Source organism: Runella sp., assembly GCF_027484545.1.
Classification (GTDB): domain Bacteria; phylum Bacteroidota; class Bacteroidia; order Cytophagales; family Spirosomataceae; genus Runella.
The window spans coordinates 14,593-35,501 of sequence record NZ_JAIXST010000230.1 but is presented as its reverse complement, the minus strand read 5'-3'; the positions used below and the strand labels follow the sequence as shown (position 1 = coordinate 35,501).

Below are 20,909 nucleotides of genomic sequence, written 5' to 3'. Positions count from 1 at the left end.
GCGGTTGCAACTTGCTTGGAGCAATTTTTGGTTTGGTATTCACAGTTTAAAAAGTTAGAACAAAATGTACTGAGAGCCATTCAGCCTGTGCAGTATGGTGAACTATAATTTTGCAAGTGCCTCTTGCAAAATTATGGGAGGGTAGTCATTATTCTATTAAACTCTCTCACTCATATCTTCAATTGCAAAACCCAAGCGGTGGTATTCGAGCTATTTTACGGTAGTAATGACCCAAAAATTTCCCATACCTTTGTAGCCTATTAACCTTCAATCAGTGCATAGTCATGTAATACGTTACGCATAGATTTCTACAAATCAGCGCCTGAATTTCAGGCGTTCAGTAACTCTATTACCGTAACTTAACCAAGTTTACAATGGCTATTTCAACAAAATACGGTCGTACGTATCACTTCCCCTTTTCGCCTGGAACCACAAGCGACGACCGAATCTATTCCGATTATTGGCACTCTTTTTCCAACATAACGTCCTTGATTCATACCGAAAAAATGGACGGAGAAAATAATTGTTTGAGCAAAGCGGGCGTTTTTGCCCGTTCCCACGCAGCCCCCACTACGTCGCCCTGGACGGCGCAGTTGCGGCAACGGTGGCAGTTGATTAAACATGATTTGGGTGATTTAGAGCTGTTTGGCGAAAATCTGTACGCCGTTCATTCCATCGAATACCGCACTTTGCCCGCGCATTTTTTTGTGTTTGGCGTTCGTCATCACGATGTGTGGCTGTCGTGGGAAGAAACGGCTTTTTATGCCGCCTGCTTCGATTTTTCCTGCGTGCCCGTTTTGGAAACGGTGTCTACGCCCGTTGCCAAAGAAGTTTTTGAGGCAAATGTGCTGCGGTGGGCGCAACAACGAAGCGATTTTGATTCGTTCGATGTGGCCACCCAACAGCCGTGTTCGATGGAGGGCGTAGTGACCCGAAACGCAAACGAATATGCGGTGGACGCCTTCGCGGCTAATGTGTGTAAATACGTCCGAAAAGGACACGTAAAAACCGATGAGCACTGGACCAAAAACTGGAAAAGAGCCCGTCTAATTGGGGAAGGAGGTGAGCATGATATGGACATTAACAACTGACAAAGAGTGGGCGCAACTGGAAAAGGCGTTTGATTGGGTGCAAGACATGAAAACCACACCCCAAGATGCCCGACACCACGCCGAAGGTGACGTGGCCGCGCATACCCAAATGGTGCTGGCAGAGCTTGCTAAATTGCCTGATTATCAGCACTTGGATGTGCAGGCGAAGGAAGTGGTGTGGGCGGCGGCTCTGATGCACGACATCGAAAAACGCTCGACTACGGTTTTGGAAACTGACGGACGGATTACGTCAAGAGGTCATGCCAAAAAGGGGGAATTGAGCGTCAGGACGTGGTTGTATCAACATACTGACGTGCCGTTTGAGCTACGGGAGCAAATCGCGAAGTTGGTGCGCTATCACGGCCTTCCGCTGTGGTTTTTTGAGAAACAAAACCCCGAAAAAGCCATTTTACAGGCCAATATGGAGGTAAATATGCATTGGTTGGGATTGTTGGCGGAGGCTGATAGCCGAGGGCGTATTTGTCAGGACCAAGCCGATTTATTGTACCGAAACGGCCTTTTTAAATCCTATTGTGAAGAGTTGAATTGTTGGGGTCAACTCTTTGCGTTTCCCTCCAATTTAGGACAATTTCTTTATTTTAGGAAAGAAGACCAAGCACCTGACTACGAACCTTTTGACGATACGCAGGGAGAGGTGATTTTGCTGTCGGGACTGCCCGGAACGGGAAAAGATACGTATATCCAAAAACACTTGAGGGGATATGAGGTATTGAGTTTGGATGATATTCGCCGAAGGCTCAAAATAGACCCGACCGATGCCAAAGCCAACGGACGGGTGATTCAGGAAGCCAAAGAAACGGCCAAAGGTTTTTTACGCAAAAAGCAACCGTTTGTGTTCAACGCCACCAACATCAGCCGTTCGATGCGTGAAATTTGGATTGATCTATTTACAAGTTACGGGGCCCAAACCAAGATTATTTATTTGGAAGTGCCTTACCGTCAGCTGATTTCTCAAAACAGGAATCGTGCGTATCCCGTGCCGGACGCCGTTTTGTCTCGAATGTTGGGAAAGTTGGAAGTCCCTGCGCTCTGGGAAGCGCAGGAGGTGAAGTATGTGGTTTGAAAATGTACGGATGAGGGGTTGGTCTTATTTTATTAAAAGATTAACCGTCGCTCTTTTTCCATGCAACTAATTCAAAAAATAGATTGATTTAATTGTGCAAGTTCGACTTGCACAATTAAATATTTGATTGGTTATCAATAATTTCCAATAATGTATCCAAACGAATAATAGGAATGCCGTTGAATGTCTGCAATGAAAGTAAATCAGATTTGTCACCTGTAACAAGGTAATCAGCCTTACCGTCTTGTGCTAATGCCAACAAAAAGTTGTCATCAGGATCGGGACTTGCGTTTACCTGAGTCGTTACAATTGTCGGTTTTAAACGATATTTAAGGAGTTCAACAAATCTATCAACTTCTTCAAGACTTACATACTTTCTGAACTTGTTGCGATGGGCAACTTCTTTGATTTCCTCTAAAAGAACAACATCGGATAATATTTCAATATTTTTATCCAGAAGTACTTTCTCTAACTTCAGACGATGTTTCTTGCCAATAAGGGCGCTGATATAATCGTTGATATCAATCACTACTCTCATTGAGTTGCCACTGAGTTACGATTTCGACGCACAGCTTTGATCTCATCCATGATTTCCTCTTCTGTAATATCAGGCTCGGTTTGAGGCAATGCCGCGGAGAGTTCAGCCCACTTTGTTCTAAAATCCGCTGTTGGTTCAGACTTTATTTTTAAGAATCTCAGGTTCTTTAACAGTTCCATGACAAAAGGAACTTTATTGTCCGGTATTTCAATGGTAAGCTGCATAGCGATATACTTTATGAGTACAACTCAAATATAACTCATAGAACGTTTTCCTCAAACAAATCGTGCCCAGTTTGCGTCTTACGGCAACTCCACATCTTTCAAGCTAAACGGCACGGATTTGACGGAGGCGGGGGTTTCGATGAGGATTTTGATTTTCCATTTGGGATTTGGCTTTTCGTCGTAGCTGTAGGTATGCAGGTGGTCGCCTGAGATGAAGCGCCCGCTTCGCCGTACTTCTTTCCCCGTTTCATCTTCCACTTTCATATCAACCAATTTGCTGATATCGCCGTTTACGTAAAACGAAAGTTCATTTTCTCCCGCCATGCCCGCTCCAAAACCATCCACCAATGCCATGAGTCCGGTGGCGATTTCGCGCGTGGCGGGGTCGAGTTGTTTCATCTTGGCTTCGCGCTCGGCTTTTTCCTGTTTGGCCATTTTTTCAACCGACTCTTTTGTGAAAAAAACAACGGAAAGCGGTGCTTTTTTGGGCAGCATATTCACGTTGGGTTTTGCCTGAAAATTAGCTATTTTTACGATAGCACCGTTGGCTTCGGTAGGGTTGTATAAGTCAAGCGTACCCGAAATTTCTTTGATGGAAGTGGCTTTGCGCATCGGATTTTTTAGCTCAATTTTGAGCTTTTCGTCACCGATTTCGACATAATCGGCCTTGTCCATTTTATCATTGAGCAAGTCGGTTCCTTCGCTGTCAACAGCGCGGATAATGCCTTTGATTTTGACGTATTTGTATTTTTTAACTTCGTCGCCCGTGGTTTTGATTTCGAGTTCACACCGGTTTCCGAAATAAGAGTTTCCGATGGAACGGCGGTCTTCGAGACTCACCAAAGTTACTTTTTGGCCCACGACGGCGGAGGCCCACAACAAGGCAATAAAAAAATGGAAGTACGTTTTCATAGAGGTAAATGAAGGAAGGTTTTTGGAATTGTTGCACAAGTTTAGATAAGTTTTTCCTTACTTGCCGAACCTTAAAATAAGTAGTTACTTCTAACCGACCAAAGGAGTCATAATTAGGAAGAGAGAATCGTTAATGCGGCAAATAATTCCGAAAAAATGGTTCTTCCACTGTAAAAACGAAGAAAAATGTCCCTGAGTAAAGAACAAATTCTAAAACACTATTTCGGTTACGATACCTTTCGGCCTTTGCAGGCAGAGGTCATTGATTGGGTTTCGGCAGGCAATGACTGCATGGTGCTGATGCCTACGGGCGGTGGAAAGTCGGTGTGTTTTCAAATTCCCGCTTTGATGAAAGAAGGAATTACACTCGTCGTTTCGCCACTCATTGCCCTGATGAAAGACCAAGTGCAGGCGCTTCGGGCCAACGGCATTGAAGCGGCGTATCTCAACAGTACGCTTAGTTCTTCGGAGCAATACGCCATCGAAAAGCAATGCCACGCGGGTGAATTGAAACTGCTGTACATTGCTCCCGAAAAACTCTTTGCTTCGGGCTCTTTGGATTTTGTCAGGTCGCTCAAAATCAACCTGTTTGCCGTCGATGAATCTCACTGCGTTTCGGTGTGGGGGCACGATTTTCGACCTGAATATACACAATTGCACGTGTTGAAAACAGCTTTCCCCGACGTGCCCGTGATTGCACTCACCGCTACTGCCGACCGCGTCACGCGGCGCGATGTGTTGAAGCAATTGGGCGTTCCAGAGGCGAGGGTGTTTGAGGCGTCGTTTGACCGTCCCAATCTTTCGCTCAATGTATTGCCGGGCAGAAATCGGATCAAGGTCATTGAACAGTTTATCAACGACCACCCCAATCAGTCGGGAATTATCTATTGTTTGGCCCGAAAAACGACCGAAGACATTGCCTTAAAGCTACAAGCCAAGGGCATCAATGCGCGGCATTATCACGCCAAAATGCCCCCCGAAGAGCGCTCTCACGTACAGGATGCCTTTATTCGTGATGACGTGCAGGTGATGGTAGCGACGATTGCGTTTGGAATGGGAATTGATAAATCCAACGTGCGATGGGTAATGCATTATAATATGCCAGGCAACGTGGAGAGTTTTTATCAGGAAATAGGCCGTTCGGGCCGTGATGGATTGAAAGCGGATACGTTGCTGTTTTACAGTTTTGCTGATTGGATTATGCGGCGCGACATGATTGAAAACTCAGAACTGCCGCAACACCTGAAAGAGATACAGTTTGCCAAACTCGACCGCATGAAACAATATGCTGAGGCGGACCACTGTCGCCGACGTATTTTGTTGAGTTATTTCAACGAAACCGTCGAGCGCGACTGCGGAAACTGTGACGTGTGTCGCAATCCGCGTTCTAAATTTGACGCCACCGTTCCGGCTCAAAAAGCCCTTTCGGCCATTGCCCGGACGGACGAAAAAATTGCGATGGGTTTGTTGATTGACGTACTGCGCGGCTCGCACAACCGCAACGTGACCGAGCGGGGTTACGAGCGTATCAAGACCTTTGGGGCAGGCCGTGACCTGCGTGCGGAAGAATGGGCCGAATACCTGACACAAATGCTTAATTCAGGCGTTATTGATATTGCTTACGACGAAGCACATTCTCTCAAGCTCAATGAAATTTCGTGGCGGGTACTGCGCGGAGAGCGTAAGGTAGAATTGGTGCGTTTTGAGTCGTACGAACAAAAACGTCAGCGTCAGGAAGAGCAGGCCGAACCGGTGAAAACAAAGAAAGAAGTTATTCGGGATGAATTGTTTGAACGTCTGCGCCAACTTCGCAAGCGGTTTGCCGATGAGCTGAATGTGCCGCCTTTTGTCGTGTTTTCGGATGCTACCTTGTCGGACATGGCCGAAAAACGACCCATCAACCGCTTTCAAATGTTGCAGGTGTCGGGGGTAGGAGAGACGAAGTTTTCGCATTATGGCGAGGCGTTCATCAACGAAATTCTGGAATACGCCCGTTCCAAAACGCAACCCGGTACGCGCGTCGTCAACGGGATGACTTATATCGAAACCCTTGATTTATACAAACAGGGGCTTTCGCCAAGCCAAATCGCGCAGCGTCGCAACCTCAACGAACTGACGATTTATTCGCATTTGGCAAAACTGTACGAAGATGGTAATGACATAGATGTGTGGCAATACCTCACCAAAAGTGAATACCGAACCATCACCGAAGCGGCTGAACAACTTCAGATAACACCGGGTGGGGCCTTAAAACCTCTTTTTGAGCATCTGGAAGGAAACTATGAGTATTATAAGTTGAGGGTAGCGTTGTCGATTTGGGGGAAGGGGAAATAACTCATAGAATTTTCTACAAATGTTAGGCTTCTCCGAAGCTGATAAATGCTTCAGAGAAGCCTAACATTTGTAGGGATTTGTAGGGGATTTTACTCCCGTATCCCCAACAAATTCAGCATAAACGCATATTGCAACGCCACATCTTTCAGGCGTTTGAAACGACCGGATGCACCACCGTGACCTGCTTCCATATCACAATGAAGCAGGAGTTGATTGTCATCCGTTTTGAGTTCGCGGAGTTTGGCAATCCATTTGGTCGGTTCCCAATACTGCACCTGAGAGTCGTGTAATCCCGTTGTAATAAGCATGTTAGGATATTCCTGCGCTACGATATTGTCATACGGGCTGTAAGATTTCATGTAGGTGTAATACATTTTCTCGTTGGGATTTCCCCATTCTTCGTATTCCCCCGTCGTAAGGGGAATGGATTCGTCCAACATCGTCGTTACTACATCCACAAACGGTACCTGCGCTACAATACCTTTGTACAACTGCGGAGCCATGTTCGCCACCGCGCCCATCAACAATCCCCCCGCGCTTCCTCCCATGGCAAAAAGCCCGTTGGCCGAAGTCCATTTTTGCTGAATCAAATACTGCGAACAATCTACGAAATCGGTAAACGTATTTTTCTTTTTCAGCATTTTGCCGTTTTCGTACCACTGCCGTCCCATTTCATGGCCACCGCGAATGTGACAAATGGCAAACGCAAATCCGCGATTCAACAAACTCAAACGTCCCGAACTGAAACTTGGGTCCATCGAATAGCCGTAGGAACCGTACGAATACTGCAACAAAGGTCCTTTTCCATCTTTTTGGAAGTCTTTTTTATAGACGATTGAAATGGGAATGCGGACTCCGTCTCTCGCCGTGGCAAAAAGCCGTTCGGTTTGGTAATCGTCTTTGTTAAAATCGCCCAAAACTTCCTGTTGTTTGAGCAAAATACGCTCGCGCGAATCCATTTGATAATCAAATGTACTGCTCGGCGTAGTAAGCGAAGTGTAGCCGTAGCGTAGTGTGTTGGTATCAAAATCAGGATTGGTACCTACGTAAGCCGTGTAGGCAGGTTCTCCAAAGTTTAGGTAATGCTCGTGTTGAGTAGCCTGTTCAATAATGCGAATTTGCAGCAATCCTTCGGTGCGTTCCTGTAAAACTAAGTAGCGCCTGAAAACTTCCAATCCTTCCAAATACACAAAAGGCCGATGACCGATTACGTCCTGCCATTGACTCGTATCGGCATGTTGAAATTCAGATACCTGCATCAATTTGAAGTTGGTTGCATCGTCGCGATTGGTGCGGACGTAGAATCGGTCTTCAAAATGTTCCACATAATACTCGTGTCCTCGTTGGCGCGGCAAAAATGACACAAACGCGCCCGTTGGCTGATTGGCTTCCAACAATCGGTATTCAGTCGACAGGCCGTTTTGGTCAGAAAGAATCGCGATGTATTTCTTGGATTTCATTCGCTCCAATCCCAGATAAAATTGGTCGTCGGCTTCTTCGTACACCAATGCATCTTCCGTGGTTTCGGTACCAAGCCGATGCCGCCAAACTTGATAACCAAGCAGGGTCTCCGTATGTTTGCGAATGTAAAAAATCGTTTGATTATCAGTCGACCAAGCGTAATTTCCTCCTTCAGTATCCGGAATGGCGTCGGGATAAAACTCGCCCGTTTTCAGGTTTTTGAATCGCAAGGTGTACAGCCGCCGACTCACGGTGTCTTCGCCGAAAGCCGCAATTTTTTCGTTGTCCGAAATGTCCGGGAACGTAGCGTTGTAGTAAGTATGGCCTTCACCCAGAAGGTTTAGGTTCAACATTACTTCTTCTTCGGCCTCAAGCGACCCGTGTTTCCGACAGTAAATCGGGTATTCGCCGCCTTGTTCGTAGCGATAGTAATACCAATAGTTTCCGTCTTTGTAAGGCACCGACTCATCCGTTTCTTTAATGCGGGCTTTCATTTCGTCAAACAACTTTTCGCGAAGTTCTTTGACGGGCGCTAAAAGGGCTTCGGTATAGGCGTTTTCGGCATTCAAATAATCAATCACTTCTTGATTTTCGCGGTCGCGCAACCAATAATAATCGTCGATGCGGAGGTCGTCGTGTAATTCAAGCCGGTGCGGTTTTTTAGTTGCTTTCGGTGGCTGCAGTGTTAGTTGAGATTCATTCATAGCAATTCACAATAGTGTTTTCAAAAGGGGAAAGTACAATAACTTTTGAGAAATACTGTATTTTTGGTAAAAACAAGGGGAAGGATAACTGAACGTTACCTTTAAAACCACCAATGTCAATTAAGCGGAAATTAGTACAAATCTATAGTCCAATCGGTCAATTTTGAGGGAGTTAGGCGGGGTTGGAAAATATATTTAGGTAGGAACATAAAGCCGGTTGTAGCTTGGATGTGACCTGTTTTTACGTAATTTTGTAAGAAAAGTAACCATAAAACGATGCTTACGATACAGATTGAAGATACCCAATTGGAGCAGCGCGTTGCAAAAAAAGCCAAGGCTATCGGCAAATCGGTGCAAGAATTTATAAAAGAGTTAGTAGCCGAAAATGTGGCCGAAGCCGATGAACTTGGTTTCGAGATTCCCCGCTTGGATGTTCGACAACACGCCAAAATTATTCACCATGAACTAACCGAAGAAGAAGAGAAAGAATTGGTCCAAAATCCCGATATAAAACCCTTTGCACATATCACCGATGCGGCTAAGTATGTGCATAATATGCGCCGTAAACCCCGTCATTGAGTATGCTTCTTATTGATACCAATATTATCATCAATTATTTACGAGGGGATTCTAAAGCAACTGATTTTATTGAAGCCTTTGGCAAAGAGAATCTTGCCCTTTCAAGTATTGTAGAAATGGAACTGTACAATGGGGTACTTAATAGAGTTGAATACCTGAAGATTAAGAAGGAATTGAATGATTTTGTAAGGCTCGAACTAAACGAAAGTATTGGGCAAACAGCCTTATTTCTAAGTAAAAAATATGCTTTATCCCATCACATGAGTGTTGCAGATACATTGATAGCTGCAACAGCCCTTGTGTATGACCTTGAACTGAAAACCTATAATTTGAAAGACTTTCGGTTTATTCCCACCCTCAAAGTAAGTGGTGATTTGTAATAATGCTACCGCCTGATTGATGAATCAGATACTATCTTCCTCTTTAAACCACTCTGCGTACATCACATAATTAGTAGCGGTTCTCATAAAAACTTCCCCTAACTCGGGCGTGACGTCTTTGAGGTATTTGGCGGGGTTGCCGGCCCAAATCGTACCCGGTGCAATTACCTTACCCTGAGTAATAACGGCCCCGGCGGCAATGATGGAACCCGTACCAATGTGAACTCCGTCCATCACGATCGCCCCCATTCCTATCAACACTTTATCTTCAATGGTACAGCCGTGGACAATGGCGTTGTGCGCTATCGAAACATGATTTCCGATGATTGTTTTGGACTTTTGATACGTACAATGAATGATGGCCCCATCCTGTATGTTGACATAATCGCCCATTTGAATGGAGTTGACATCGCCTCGTACCACGGCATTGAACCAAACCGTACAATGATCGCCCATGATGACTTCACCAACGACGGTGGCATTGTCGGCAAACCAACAATTGGGGCCATATTGTGGAGACTTGCCCCGAACTGATTTTATTAAAGCCATTTTTTCAGTGTCGATTTATGATTGCCAATTTTCGATTTGCTTTTTCTTCTTGTTCCTTTTTCTCCGTTTTTCTTTCTCCGACATTAAACGCAAAGATAGCAGTCAATCGGTTTTATTTCCGTTTCCTGTTCGTTTTTGGCAACTTCGGAGATTAAAAATTGGTCGTTCTGGCCTTCCTTTCTTTCTTTGCTAAAAAATACACGAATGCTCGAACGCTTTTCTCCCAAAACCCGAATTGTTGCGGGTGTTATTGCTTTTTTACTTGCGTTATCTTTTGTAATGAGGTGGTATGTCTTTGGAATAACATGGCAAGTCAATCTTGTTCTTCTGGTTATTTCCGGGAGTGTTATGATTATTTCGTGGTTGTTTTTCAGCAGACTGCACACCTATCTCAATGGCGTTTTTCCGTACGAACGCGGTATCATGCTAAGAATGGTGCCTCTGGTTTTATTAACATTCGGGTTTTTAATGTTCGTGACTTGGTTGATTGTTCCCTGTGTAGTAGGGTTATTTCCCATTGAAACCATTATTCAGAAACAATACACCGATTTGGCTCGCATTGCGGGTTATACGGCTCAGTTCCTGGTGGTTGTGTTGTTGAATGTGCTTCATTTATCGGAATATCTGTTTCAAAAATGGCACGAAAACGCGACTCGTGCCGCTAACCTTGAAAAAGAGAAATCTCAAGTTCAGTTCGATAATTTAAAAAATCAGTTGAACCCGCATTTTCTGTTCAACAGCCTCACTTCATTGGATAGCCTGATTCAGGATAACCCCGATTTGGCACAGCAGTTTTTACAGCAACTTTCCAAGGTATTTCGGTATGTTTTACAACACAAAGACAAAGGTTTGGTATCGCTTTATACCGAATTGGAATTTATCAAAAATTACGTTTTTTTGTTAAAAACAAGGTTTGAAAATACCTTGGAAATCGATTTTCAGATTTCGGAAGTAAGTCTTGATAAAAAGATAACGCCGGTTACTCTCCAAATTTTAATTGAAAATGCCCTTAAACACAACATCGTCAGCGCTGACCGACCTCTAAAGATTCGGATTTGTTCGGACGAAAACTATTTGAAAGTCGAGAATAACCTTCAGCTCAAAAAACAAGTGGAAACGTCTAACCGGCAAGGGTTACAAAATCTCAAAAATTTGTATAGTTTTCTCACTGACAGTCCTTTTGAAGCCATCGAACACAATGGAAAGTTTGTGGCGTATGTACCTTTGATTGCCTAAGTAGAGGCAGGAGGTAAGAACGGGGCCGCCCGCGCGGTAGGAAGTAAGAGTTAGGAAATACGAAATAGGTATGAAGCCTGGGATTCTTATCTTATCAATGACTCCGTTCGTATTTCTTACCGCACGGGCGACCCCGTTCCTATTTCTTACATCTTATCTCGTATTTCTTGTATCTTACCTCCCATGTCTTACTTCATTTTAAAACTAAAGTATGCAAATATTAATTCTTGAAGATGAGGCACTTGTAGCCAAAAACTTAGAAAAACTCGTTCGCCAGCTTCTGCCCAACGCGACTCTTCAAGGGCCTTTGGTCAGTGTAGAAGCCTCAATGAACTGGTTAAAGCAGCATTCCGAGCCGGATCTGATTTTGTCGGATATTCAGCTTGCCGACGGTGTCAGTTTTGATATTTTTCAGGAACTTCATCTCTCTTGCCCCATTATTTTTACTACGGCGTATGATGAATATGCCATACGGGCTTTCAAATTGAACAGTATTGACTATTTGCTAAAACCGATTGATAAGCAGGAGCTTGAGCGGGCTTTTGAGAAATTTCATCGTTTGAAAAACACACCACAGCAAGAATTGTTTCCGCAGCAACTGCGCGATTTGTTGACTGATCTGGGAAACCGTTCGGTTAAAAAATACAAACACCGTTTTACTGCTCATTACCAACGTTCGGTAGTGGCGGTGGCTGATACACGCATTGCGTATTTTGTGCGGGAAGAAGTGATTTGGCTCATTACGTCCGATAATCAACGTCTTATTACGGATTATCAATCGCTTGATGAAGTGGAAGAACTGCTTGACCCAATTGACTTTTTTCGGGCCAATCGGCAATACATTGTACGTAAATCGGTCATTGAAAGCTACCGAACTCATTATTTGGGAAAAATAGAACTCTCGCTCACCGTGCCTGCCAAAGAAGAAATTGTCATCAGCAAAGACAAAGCAGCGAGTTTTAGGGTGTGGTTTGAGGAGTAAACCTATATACAAACCTATAAGGTTTTTGAAACCTTATAGGTTTGTATATTTGAAACCTCACAGGTTTAGTTAATTTTGTGTTATGGAAAAACACACCAAAATTTATGTAGCCGGTCACCGTGGGATGGTGGGTTCGGCACTTGTACGTCGTTTACAATCAGAAGGCTACCAAAATATTGTTGTTCGAACTTCGCGCGAGTTGGACTTGCGTAACCAACAGGCGGTTACCGATTTTTTTGCCGCTGAGAAGCCTGAGTACGTGTTTTTAGCAGCGGCTAAAGTAGGCGGTATCATGGCCAACAATGTGTATCGGGCTGATTTTCTGTACGAAAACCTACAGATTCAAAACAATGTGATTCACAACGCTTATGTGATGGGAGTGAAAAAACTGATGTTTTTGGGTTCTTCCTGCATTTATCCTAAAATGGCTCCTCAACCCCTCAAAGAAGAGTATTTATTAACGGGGACACTTGAATATACCAACGAACCTTACGCGATTGCCAAAATTACGGGCATTAAGATGTGTGAGTCGTACCGTAAGCAATATGGCTGTAATTTTATTTCGGTCATGCCTACCAATCTTTACGGCCCCAACGACAACTATGATTTGGCAGGTTCGCACGTGTTGCCGGCCATGATTCGAAAGTTTCACGAAGCCAAAACAGAAGGTAGACCCTTTGTAGAATTGTGGGGAACGGGCTCGCCGTTACGCGAATTTCTACACGCTGACGATTTGGCCGACGCTTGTGTGTATCTCATGAAAACCTACGACGAAGAGCAATTTGTGAACATCGGTGTTGGCGAAGACATTTCGATTAAAAACTTAGCCGAGCTTATTCAGGCAACGGTTGGTTACGAAGGTGAATTACGCTGGAACACCGACAAACCCGATGGTACGCCGCGCAAACTCATGGATGTATCGCGCTTGCACAATATGGGTTGGAAACATCGCTATAGCCTGGAAGAAGGTATTAAACTTACGTATCAGGATTTTCTGGCGAAAGAAGAAGAGTACGCGGTGTAACAATTACCTGAAAATTTACTATATTCGGTAAAAAATGAGCTACTATGGACTTAAAGGCTGTTGAAATCGTCGAAGTTGAAAACGAATTGGAAGAAACTATGTCATTAAATCACTCACGTCTTACTTTTCGTTTAAGTTATTTGTTGGCGAGTTATGACGATGAGTTTGACATTATGCCCGAACTGGAATTAGAGCTTCTCACCGGGCGTGCCAAACCTGATATTTCTATTTTTCCTAATTTAAACTACAACTGGGAAGAGGACATTATTCGTTTTACGCAACCTCCTATTTGTGCCATTGAAATCCTCTCTCCAACACAGGCTTTTGATGAATTAACTACCAAAATCCGAAAAATTTATTTTCCGGCAGGGGTTCAATCTGCATGGATTGTTGTACCTTCTATTCAAACGATTCACGTCTTTACCCCTGATCGTCAGGTGATTTCGTATTCAGAAGGTAATTTGGAAGATTCAGTTACAAAAATTTCTTTGCCGCTCAGTGAAATTTTTAGATAGCAAATGCTTCCATTATTTCTTCAATCGGCTTGGCATCGGGGAAAAAAGACAGAATTCGCATCAAAACACCCTCAATAATCGCATCAGGGCAAGACGCACCGCAGGTCAACATGATGGTTACCTGCTCTTTTGCAGGAATAAAATTCTCTGTTATTTCCTCCTTCTTTTTGTGAAGATTGTAGTGAGTAATGAGTTGACGGTTTAAAATTTTGTTGGCAGATTCTATGAAATAAGTGGGTAGTTTTTGTTCACACAATTCTACAATATGCGATGTATTGGAGCTGTTGTAGCCACCTGCCACTATGGCAAAGTCAGCTTCCTGCGTCAATAAACCGTAAGTTGCATCCTGATTGTCGTTAGTGGCGTAGCAAAGAGTATCACGGGTATTGGCAAAACGGTCTTCTACCTCATTGGGCGTAAGTCGATAGTGACTGATCATCACGTTTTTAAGGTAATCCGCAATGCCCTGAGTATCAGAAGCCAGCATCGTTGTTTGGTTCACCACACCAATGCGTTGCAAGTCTTGGTCCGGGTCAAAACCTACTGAATACTGACCTCGGAACTCCTCAAAAAAATCTTCTTTTGTTCCTTCGCCCGTGATGTAGTGCGCCAAACGTTCTGCTTGTTTCAAGTTTTTAACCACAATCGTTGGTGCATTTTCTTTGCTGTGCGAAAAAGTAGCCCGGGTTTCTTCGTGCAGAGGCTTGCCGTGTACTACAATCGTATATTTCTTTTGCCCGATTTGAGTGGCGCGATTCCAGACTTTCTCGACGAAGGGACAGGTAGTGTCGTACTTATAGGCATCAATTCCCATCAATTGAAGCCGATTTTGAATTTCTACGGTCGTACCAAAGGCGGGTACAATCACAATATCTTCCGGTTTGAGTTCTTCCCAGGGAATAATTTGCCTTCCCGTGGTTTCCATCAAAAAACGTACCCCGCGTGACAACAAATCCCGATTTACATCCGGGTTGTGAATCATTTCGCTCAATAAAAAAATGCGTTTGCCGGGATTGTCCGCAATGGCTTTGTAAGCAATTTCGATGGCATTTTCGACTCCGTAACAAAATCCAAAATGGCGGGCAATCAGGAACTTCACCGAACCAAAGTGCAAGACAGTAGGTGAGAAATCACGCTTCAACTTGTCATTTTTGCGGCGTAATTCTTTGATGGGGCTAATGATTTGGCTACGGTAAAACTCTGGGATGTGGAATGTCTTCATGCTGATAAAGCAGGATTTGATGAAAAAAACGCTCAAAATGGATGGTCAGATTGCCGTAAAGGTACAACATCTTTAAAACAACCCACTCTGGTGCTTTGTTTCCACAAGTTACCTAAAAAATCTGTTCATTTACCTTTATCTGCGTATCAGGGTTAAATTGATACGTATAGCATTGTCCCGTGGGGTGTGTTTCAACAACACGATAACCCCGATAATCTACGCCCCAATTCCCCCCAAAATGACCGTCAAAAAAGGCCGGCTTGGAAGTGGTTTTGCCCATGTCAATGGCGTGGTCGTGGCCGTGGAACATGGCTTTGAGATTGGGGTATTTGGCCAGTGTTTTCTCAAGTTCGGGACAAACTGTACCGTGTTCTGACCACATTTGAGAAGGAATATGTAAAAACAAAAACACATTTTCTTTTTTGGTAAATCGCGCCAATTGACGGTCTATCCACGGAATATCAGGACACAGGTATTCGCCTTTTTCGTTGGAAGTGTCGCCCAAAATGATGGCATTTTTGCCAATTTCTACGGCATGATTAAGACCATAGCCCCACGTTTGTTGCCACTGTTCGGGAGTGACGTGGTCGTGGTTTCCCCGCGTAACATAATAGGGGAGGCCAAGACTCTCAAAAACCTGTTTGACTTCGGGCAAAAATTGGACATCATCATGAAATAAGTCTCCGTTAAAAACCACAAAATCCAACCGCCTTTCGGCATGTTCTTTTTTTAAGTTTTTGATGATATTTTCATGGTACGTTTTAAAATTAGTTTTGGGTTGACCGTAGTGCCCGTCGGAAGCCACGGCAAAACGAAGAGATTTAGTCTTCTTGGCAGTAGGTCTCTGACAGCCAACAGCAGCCAAACCAAGGGAAAGTTTCAAAAAATCACGGCGACGGAGCATTCTATTTTTAGTTTTTGTGAATTACATACAAGACGTGCTTACTCAAAGGGTGTTTAGGGAGCAGTGGATGGTCGAATTCTCCCTCTTTTTTCATCCCCAATTTAATCATCACGCGTTCAGAACGCATGTTGGACTTGGCCGTGAAAGAATAGACTGTTGACTCCTCCAATTTTTCAAATGCATACTTCAGGCATGCTTCGGCGCCTTCGGTACCGTAGCCTTTTCCCCAAAAATCAGCATGAAGTCTCCAGCCAATTTCTAAACAGGGGGTAAAAAAACTTTCGAAACGCGGATGACTGATACCAATGAACCCAATAAAAAGACCGGTCGAAAGCTCATCTACCGCAAACCACCCATATCCCCATTTGTCAATCTAACTTTTGACCCGTTCTACCATCGCCAGCGTTTCTTCGCGCGATTGGGTTTTTGGAAAAAATTCCATAACCCGAGGGTCTTGATTAAGTTCAACAAACGGTCCTATATCGCTGTCAAGCCATTGTCGAAACCCAAGCCGTTTGCTTTTGAAGAAATACATTCAGAAATCAGTTTGAAAATTGTCGGAGGCGTTTAATTTGTATTCCAAATTTCCCACGCTTTCTCGGCCTGTAATTGCAGCATCGGAAGGCCGTTATGGGTTTGCGCGTTTTGCTGCTTTCCTTTTTTTAGAAAAAGCGTTTCGGCAGGATTATAAACTAAGTCGTATAACAAATGCTGGTCATTAAGCCACTCGTACGGAATAGCAGGACATTCCTCCACTTTGGGGTATGTACCTACCGGAGAGGTATTAATGATGAGTGAATGGGTTGAGATTACGTCGGCAGTGAGGTCTTCGTAGCTGATGGTGGAAAGGGTATTTTGACGAGAGACAATTTGATAGGGGATTTGAATGTCTTCCAACGCGGCAAAAACGGCCTTTGCTGCCCCGCCATTACCCAAAACCAAGGCTTTCAGAGAAGTTGGAGTTACGTTTAATTTTTGCAACCATTGTTCCAAAGATAATCTAAAGCCGTAATAGTCTGTATTGTACCCTTTTAAACGTCCGTCAGGAAGTACTTTGATGGTATTGACAGCTCCAATGCGTGCCGAAGAGGCAGCGTCCAATTCATTCAGGTACGAGATGATATTTTGCTTATGGGGAATGGTAACATTCAATCCCACTAAATCAGGATATGAAGCAATTAGTTGAGGGAAATCTTGATAGTCAGGCAATTCAAGTAATTCATAACGAGCGTTGCTTATTCCTTCTTTTTCAAATTTTTCAGTAAAATATTTCTTAGAAAATGAATGGGTGAGGGGGTAACCGATTAGGGCAAATAATCTCATGGTTGACTGATTACAATTTTTTTACTTTGGTTAAAGTCTTTGTTCATGACCTGCAAATGATAGGTTCCAATGGGTAAATCACTAAAATCCAATTGTTTTTGCCCGTTTAATGTAGGAACTGAAATTGTCTTTATCGGTTTTCCGGTCATGTCAAACAAAATGATGGTCACATCGGTCAGATTCTCAAGGGCTTCTACTGTCACTTTACCGTCAGGACTGGGGTTAGGATAAACGCCAAGACCTGTATCCGCATCCAATATAAAGTTATAAGGGGCTGATGTTTTGGAGGTACAGGTCAATGTAGGACTGTGTTGTATCGAGGCGGTTACTGTATAGGCACCCGTTTGATTTGCTTTTATGAGAGACGAAGTTCCATTAAAATTCCCGCCATTTACTTGCCATGAATAGACGGCTGAAGCAGCAGCATTACTGACTTGGAGCGTATAAAGACTTACTTTTTGGATAATTGGGGTAGGGGGTAAGGTTTTTGCTTCTACCCGAACAGCACCTGTAAATGGCGATTGGCAACCGATTTGGTCACTAACGCGAGCTGCATAGTTTCCAGATTGTTTTGCTACAATCCGTTTTGTAGTTTCGCCCGTATTCCAGACCACATCGTAAAATGTTTCTACTCGCAGTCCCACCTGATCTCCTTCGCAAAACGTAGTCCGGCCTTCGGCAATGACGGACGGAACGGGAGGAAGTTGATTTACTTTGATAGAGACTGGATCAGACTCTGGAGAGGCACAACCAAACTGATTGCGAACTACTAAGGTATAATTTCCGGCAATATTGACCGAAATACTTCGGGTATTGGCTTGATTTGACCACTGATACGCACTTGATTGCGGTGCAGTCAGCGCCACGGTTTTGTCGGCACAAATGGTGGTGGGGCTTCCTGCAGTGATGGAAGGTTTATTTGGAAGGGGGTTGACCGTGACACGGATAGAAGGGGAGGGAGGAGAAGTACAACCCGTTGAAGGCTCCGTCACAGTTGCTGTAATATCACCGGCGGTATAGGTTCTGATACTTCGGCCGCGTTCGCCGGTACTCCAGTCAAAAATACTTCCAGCAGAAGTGATGGTTAATACCGTATTATCGTACAAACAAAAGGTGGTAGGGCGCTCATTGATAATAGAAGGAGCGGCCGGAAGGGGATTGACCGTAACCGAAACAGGATCCGAAACAGATTCACAACCGTTATTGTCGCGGTATCGAACGCGGTATTCGCCATTTGTGGTAGCAGTGACAGTCTGTGTTGTTTGGAAATTACTCCATGACAAGCCCGAACTATAGTCCGTTGACAGTTTTACATTGCCCCCCTGACAAAAAGTGGTAGAGCCTTGGGCTGTAATAATGGGTTTGGAAGGTAAGGCGTTGACAGTAATAGATATAACGTTGGAAGACAGGGACTGACATTGATTGGCATCAGTAGTACGGGCCGAATACCTTCCCGGAAGGTTAACTATTATGTTTTGTGTATTTTGTCCATTGCTCCAAATATATCCTGTTTGTAAAGAAGAACTCAGCGTAATGACCTCGTTTTTGCAGATGTTCGGAGTACGGTCAGCCGTAATCGTAGGAGCTGCTGGCAGAGGATTTACTTTTACAGTGATGGCCTCGGAAACAGGAGATGTACATCCGTTGCCATCAGTAACGGTCAAAGAGAAAGTACCCACCGTTAGAATATTAATACGACGACCATGCGCTCCGTTATTCCAATTGTACTGCGCGGAACTGCTGGAAGTTAGAACGGTACTATCACCTTCACAAAATACAATGGGTCTTTCGCGAGTAATGGTTGGAGCAGCCGGAAGCGGATTGACGGTAACTGTAATGGAATTGGAAATGCCATCGCAGCCGTTGGTATCCCGAAAACGTACATTGTAAGTGCCCGAACGACTCACAACAATGTCTTTGGTCTGCTCGTTGGTATTCCAAATGTTCCCGCTTGTATAGTTTGAAGATAACGTTATTTGACCTCCTTCACAAAAAGAAGTAGTTCCTGAAGCTGAAATGCTGGGAGCCGCCGGAGGTGTATTTACTTGAACATTTACACTGGCAGGCTCAGAAATACATCCTTGGGAATCCAATACTCTCACTTCGTAAGTCCCGCTGTTACGGGCCGTTACCAACTGCCCGCGATCTCCAGTAGACCACCGATACTCCGTAGCGGCAGATGAAGTAAGATTAACAGAGCCTCCTTGACAAAATGAAAGCGAGCCTGAAGCAGTAATGGTTGGTTTTGCCGGCGGAGGTGAGCTGACTGTAGTGACATTAACAGTAGCCGAAGTAGAACAGCCGTATAAATTTTTGGTAGACACGGTATAGGTGCCCCCCGCTGAAACTTCGATACGTTTGCCTGTAGAACCGGTATTCCAATTATTATCCACACTACTGCTGGAAATCAGCCCTATGCTGCTGCCTTGACAAAGTGGAAGTTTTCCGTCAATCGTGATAGTAACTGGGGTACTTTGAATGTTATTGGGGACTGTAATCGTGGGGGTATAGTATACATTTCCTGCCACATCCCGAACAGTAGCCTGATAGCTACCGGGACCAAAGTTGACAGATGAGCCATTGACACCGTTGTTCCATTGAACGGAAGTGAAAGCGCCCTGTACGTTGATATTCAGTTGATTTCCGCTTGCACAATTCACTGAAAAACTCGGAAAAGTACCCGTTTGCGGAAAACATTGATTGAAAAAATTATCGTCCAGTGCTGCATTCCAGGAACTGGCTGCATCAGAAAGACCACCGTTCTGAAAGTGGGCTCCATCCAGTCTGGGAATTTGAATATCATCGGTGTTGGGGCCAAAAAAAACGGATTGACTGCCTAATACCGCTTGATTTTGACCGTTAATTACGTCTTGGTTTTTTTTATTGTTATAGTAAGAAACACGGGCCACAACCCATCCAACTGTTTTGCCGAAATGTTGGCGCGATTTATTAATGATGGTTTGAAGATTGGAAACATAGGTACTTGTTGGGGTATTGAGCAAGTTATCGGCTTCTCCCTGGTGCCACAAAACGGCCCTTACCCCTGTAACACTTGCATAGTAGTTGAGAGCCAATCTCAGATTCCCATAAGGTTGCCCGGGCGCATATTTGGCATTGATATAAATACTGTTGGTCGTTCCGCCATCTACGGTCTCACTCCAGTTTTTGGAAGCGGTACCTTCCCAGGCTGCATTGTAAAACAGAACAGGAACGTTAAGACGGCTTGCTAAGAGGTCGCCTAATTTCCCCCAACACCAAGGGGAAAGCCCCCGCGGTCCAACGTCTCCGTTATCACTCATTTTTACGAATGTAGGCTTGGGAAAAGCTGCATTTTGGTCAGTGGCATTACGATAATTGACGCAGTTGACACGATCGTCGCCGGGGCTGGGAGCGCCGTAATTGAAAAACCCCTGAGCGTTTGATTGGCCTGCTACTAAAAAAACTTCGCCTACCCCTACACGTTGAAGTTCTGCACCGCTGATTGGATTGCCATTGGCGATGCCTCTGACCTGGAGTTCGTACCAACCTCCTCTCACTGATAAACTGCCGGAATAAAACCCTCCCTGTGGATTTTGTTGAATGGTTCGCCAATCAATTTGCTCGCCTTGTCCAGGATTCATGGGAATGACCCGGGCTTCAATGCGCTCAATGTTTTGGGAATAGTGCCCGGTAATGGAGATGGTCCCATTACCGAGGTGGTCACGCTGAAAAACTATTCTGCTTGTGGGGAAAGTAATGCTGATTTGCCCGTAAATAGCCAAAGGAAATAGAAGCCATGCCATGAGAAATCCCATGCCATACAGGTAGTTTTTCAATTTCATTTGTTCATGTTTTGGTGGAATATACA

18 protein-coding genes and 1 pseudogene are annotated in these 20,909 nt (G+C 44.3%); 9 read left to right on the top strand and 10 right to left on the bottom strand.

Going from position 1 to position 20,909, the window contains the following annotated elements; translation table 11 throughout:
- The first annotated feature begins 374 nt into the window (after positions 1-374).
- On the top strand, positions 375-1,091 hold the full coding sequence (locus tag Q0081_RS21320; protein ID WP_298358254.1) for an RNA ligase family protein: 717 nt from the start codon (positions 375-377) through the stop codon (positions 1,089-1,091).
- Positions 1,069-2,175: an AAA family ATPase gene (locus Q0081_RS21315; RefSeq protein WP_298358252.1), complete on the top strand. Its 1,107-nt coding sequence runs from the start codon at positions 1,069-1,071 to the stop codon at positions 2,173-2,175. The genes Q0081_RS21320 and Q0081_RS21315 overlap by 23 nt, the downstream gene beginning before the upstream one ends.
- Positions 2,176-2,290: 115 nt before the next feature.
- On the opposite strand, the gene Q0081_RS21310 is transcribed toward Q0081_RS21315, so the two are convergent.
- The 3 genes from Q0081_RS21310 to Q0081_RS21300 form a co-directional block, all read right to left on the bottom strand.
- On the bottom strand, positions 2,291-2,713 hold the full coding sequence (locus tag Q0081_RS21310) for a putative toxin-antitoxin system toxin component, PIN family (RefSeq protein ID WP_298358249.1): 423 nt from the start codon (positions 2,711-2,713) through the stop codon (positions 2,291-2,293).
- Positions 2,710-2,937, bottom strand: a complete 228-nt coding sequence (locus Q0081_RS21305; protein WP_298358246.1) for a hypothetical protein — start codon at positions 2,935-2,937, stop codon at positions 2,710-2,712. The genes Q0081_RS21310 and Q0081_RS21305 overlap by 4 nt, the downstream gene beginning before the upstream one ends.
- Before the next feature lie 78 nt (positions 2,938-3,015).
- On the bottom strand, positions 3,016-3,849 hold the full coding sequence (locus Q0081_RS21300; protein WP_298358244.1) for a hypothetical protein: 834 nt from the start codon (positions 3,847-3,849) through the stop codon (positions 3,016-3,018).
- Between the two features lie 186 nt (positions 3,850-4,035).
- Between Q0081_RS21300 and recQ the strand changes: the two genes are divergently transcribed.
- The gene (recQ, locus tag Q0081_RS21295; RefSeq protein WP_298358241.1) at positions 4,036-6,183 is read left to right on the top strand and encodes a DNA helicase RecQ; all 2,148 of its coding nucleotides are present in this window, start codon (positions 4,036-4,038) and stop codon (positions 6,181-6,183) included.
- 89 nt (positions 6,184-6,272) lie between these two features.
- Here recQ and Q0081_RS21290 read toward each other — a convergent pair whose 3' ends face one another.
- A complete protein-coding gene (locus Q0081_RS21290; protein ID WP_298358239.1) occupies positions 6,273-8,348 on the bottom strand; it encodes a S9 family peptidase in 2,076 nt (691 codons plus the stop codon).
- Between the two features lie 276 nt (positions 8,349-8,624).
- Here Q0081_RS21290 and Q0081_RS21285 point away from each other — a divergent pair, with 276 nt between their 5' ends.
- On the top strand, positions 8,625-8,927 hold the full coding sequence (locus Q0081_RS21285) for a hypothetical protein (protein ID WP_298358237.1): 303 nt from the start codon (positions 8,625-8,627) through the stop codon (positions 8,925-8,927).
- Between the two features lie 2 nt (positions 8,928-8,929).
- The gene (locus Q0081_RS21280; RefSeq protein WP_298358234.1) at positions 8,930-9,307 is read left to right on the top strand and encodes a type II toxin-antitoxin system VapC family toxin; all 378 of its coding nucleotides are present in this window, start codon (positions 8,930-8,932) and stop codon (positions 9,305-9,307) included.
- A 24-nt stretch (positions 9,308-9,331) separates the two neighbouring features.
- On the opposite strand, the gene Q0081_RS21275 is transcribed toward Q0081_RS21280, so the two are convergent.
- A complete protein-coding gene (locus Q0081_RS21275) occupies positions 9,332-9,856 on the bottom strand; it encodes a gamma carbonic anhydrase family protein (RefSeq protein WP_298358231.1) in 525 nt (174 codons plus the stop codon).
- A gap of 204 nt (positions 9,857-10,060) precedes the next feature.
- Here Q0081_RS21275 and Q0081_RS21270 point away from each other — a divergent pair, with 204 nt between their 5' ends.
- From Q0081_RS21270 to Q0081_RS21255, 4 genes are all read left to right on the top strand, one after another.
- The gene (locus tag Q0081_RS21270) at positions 10,061-11,092 is read left to right on the top strand and encodes a sensor histidine kinase (protein WP_298358229.1); all 1,032 of its coding nucleotides are present in this window, start codon (positions 10,061-10,063) and stop codon (positions 11,090-11,092) included.
- Between the two features lie 211 nt (positions 11,093-11,303).
- Positions 11,304-12,074, top strand: coding sequence for a LytTR family DNA-binding domain-containing protein (locus Q0081_RS21265; protein ID WP_298358227.1), 771 nt, complete (start codon positions 11,304-11,306; stop codon positions 12,072-12,074).
- A gap of 82 nt (positions 12,075-12,156) precedes the next feature.
- Positions 12,157-13,098: a GDP-L-fucose synthase gene (locus Q0081_RS21260; RefSeq protein ID WP_298358224.1), complete on the top strand. Its 942-nt coding sequence runs from the start codon at positions 12,157-12,159 to the stop codon at positions 13,096-13,098.
- 44 nt (positions 13,099-13,142) lie between these two features.
- Positions 13,143-13,613: a Uma2 family endonuclease gene (locus Q0081_RS21255; protein WP_298358223.1), complete on the top strand. Its 471-nt coding sequence runs from the start codon at positions 13,143-13,145 to the stop codon at positions 13,611-13,613.
- Here the strand turns inward: Q0081_RS21255 and Q0081_RS21250 are convergent.
- The 5 genes and pseudogenes from Q0081_RS21250 to Q0081_RS21230 form a co-directional block, all read right to left on the bottom strand.
- A complete protein-coding gene (locus Q0081_RS21250) occupies positions 13,606-14,835 on the bottom strand; it encodes a 4-hydroxy-3-methylbut-2-enyl diphosphate reductase (protein WP_298358221.1) in 1,230 nt (409 codons plus the stop codon). The two genes, Q0081_RS21255 and Q0081_RS21250, sit on opposite strands and share 8 nt — an antisense overlap.
- 112 nt (positions 14,836-14,947) lie before the next feature.
- Positions 14,948-15,739 (bottom strand): metallophosphoesterase, encoded by a 792-nt coding sequence (locus Q0081_RS21245; protein ID WP_298358218.1) that lies wholly within the window; start codon positions 15,737-15,739, stop codon positions 14,948-14,950.
- 7 nt (positions 15,740-15,746) lie between these two features.
- A pseudogene (locus tag Q0081_RS21240) lies at positions 15,747-16,274 on the bottom strand (GNAT family N-acetyltransferase).
- A gap of 32 nt (positions 16,275-16,306) precedes the next feature.
- Positions 16,307-17,062: a shikimate dehydrogenase gene (locus Q0081_RS21235; RefSeq protein WP_298358216.1), complete on the bottom strand. Its 756-nt coding sequence runs from the start codon at positions 17,060-17,062 to the stop codon at positions 16,307-16,309.
- Positions 17,059-20,883 (bottom strand): T9SS type A sorting domain-containing protein, encoded by a 3,825-nt coding sequence (locus tag Q0081_RS21230; protein ID WP_298358213.1) that lies wholly within the window; start codon positions 20,881-20,883, stop codon positions 17,059-17,061. The genes Q0081_RS21235 and Q0081_RS21230 overlap by 4 nt, the downstream gene beginning before the upstream one ends.
- Between the last annotated feature and the right edge of the window lie 26 nt (positions 20,884-20,909).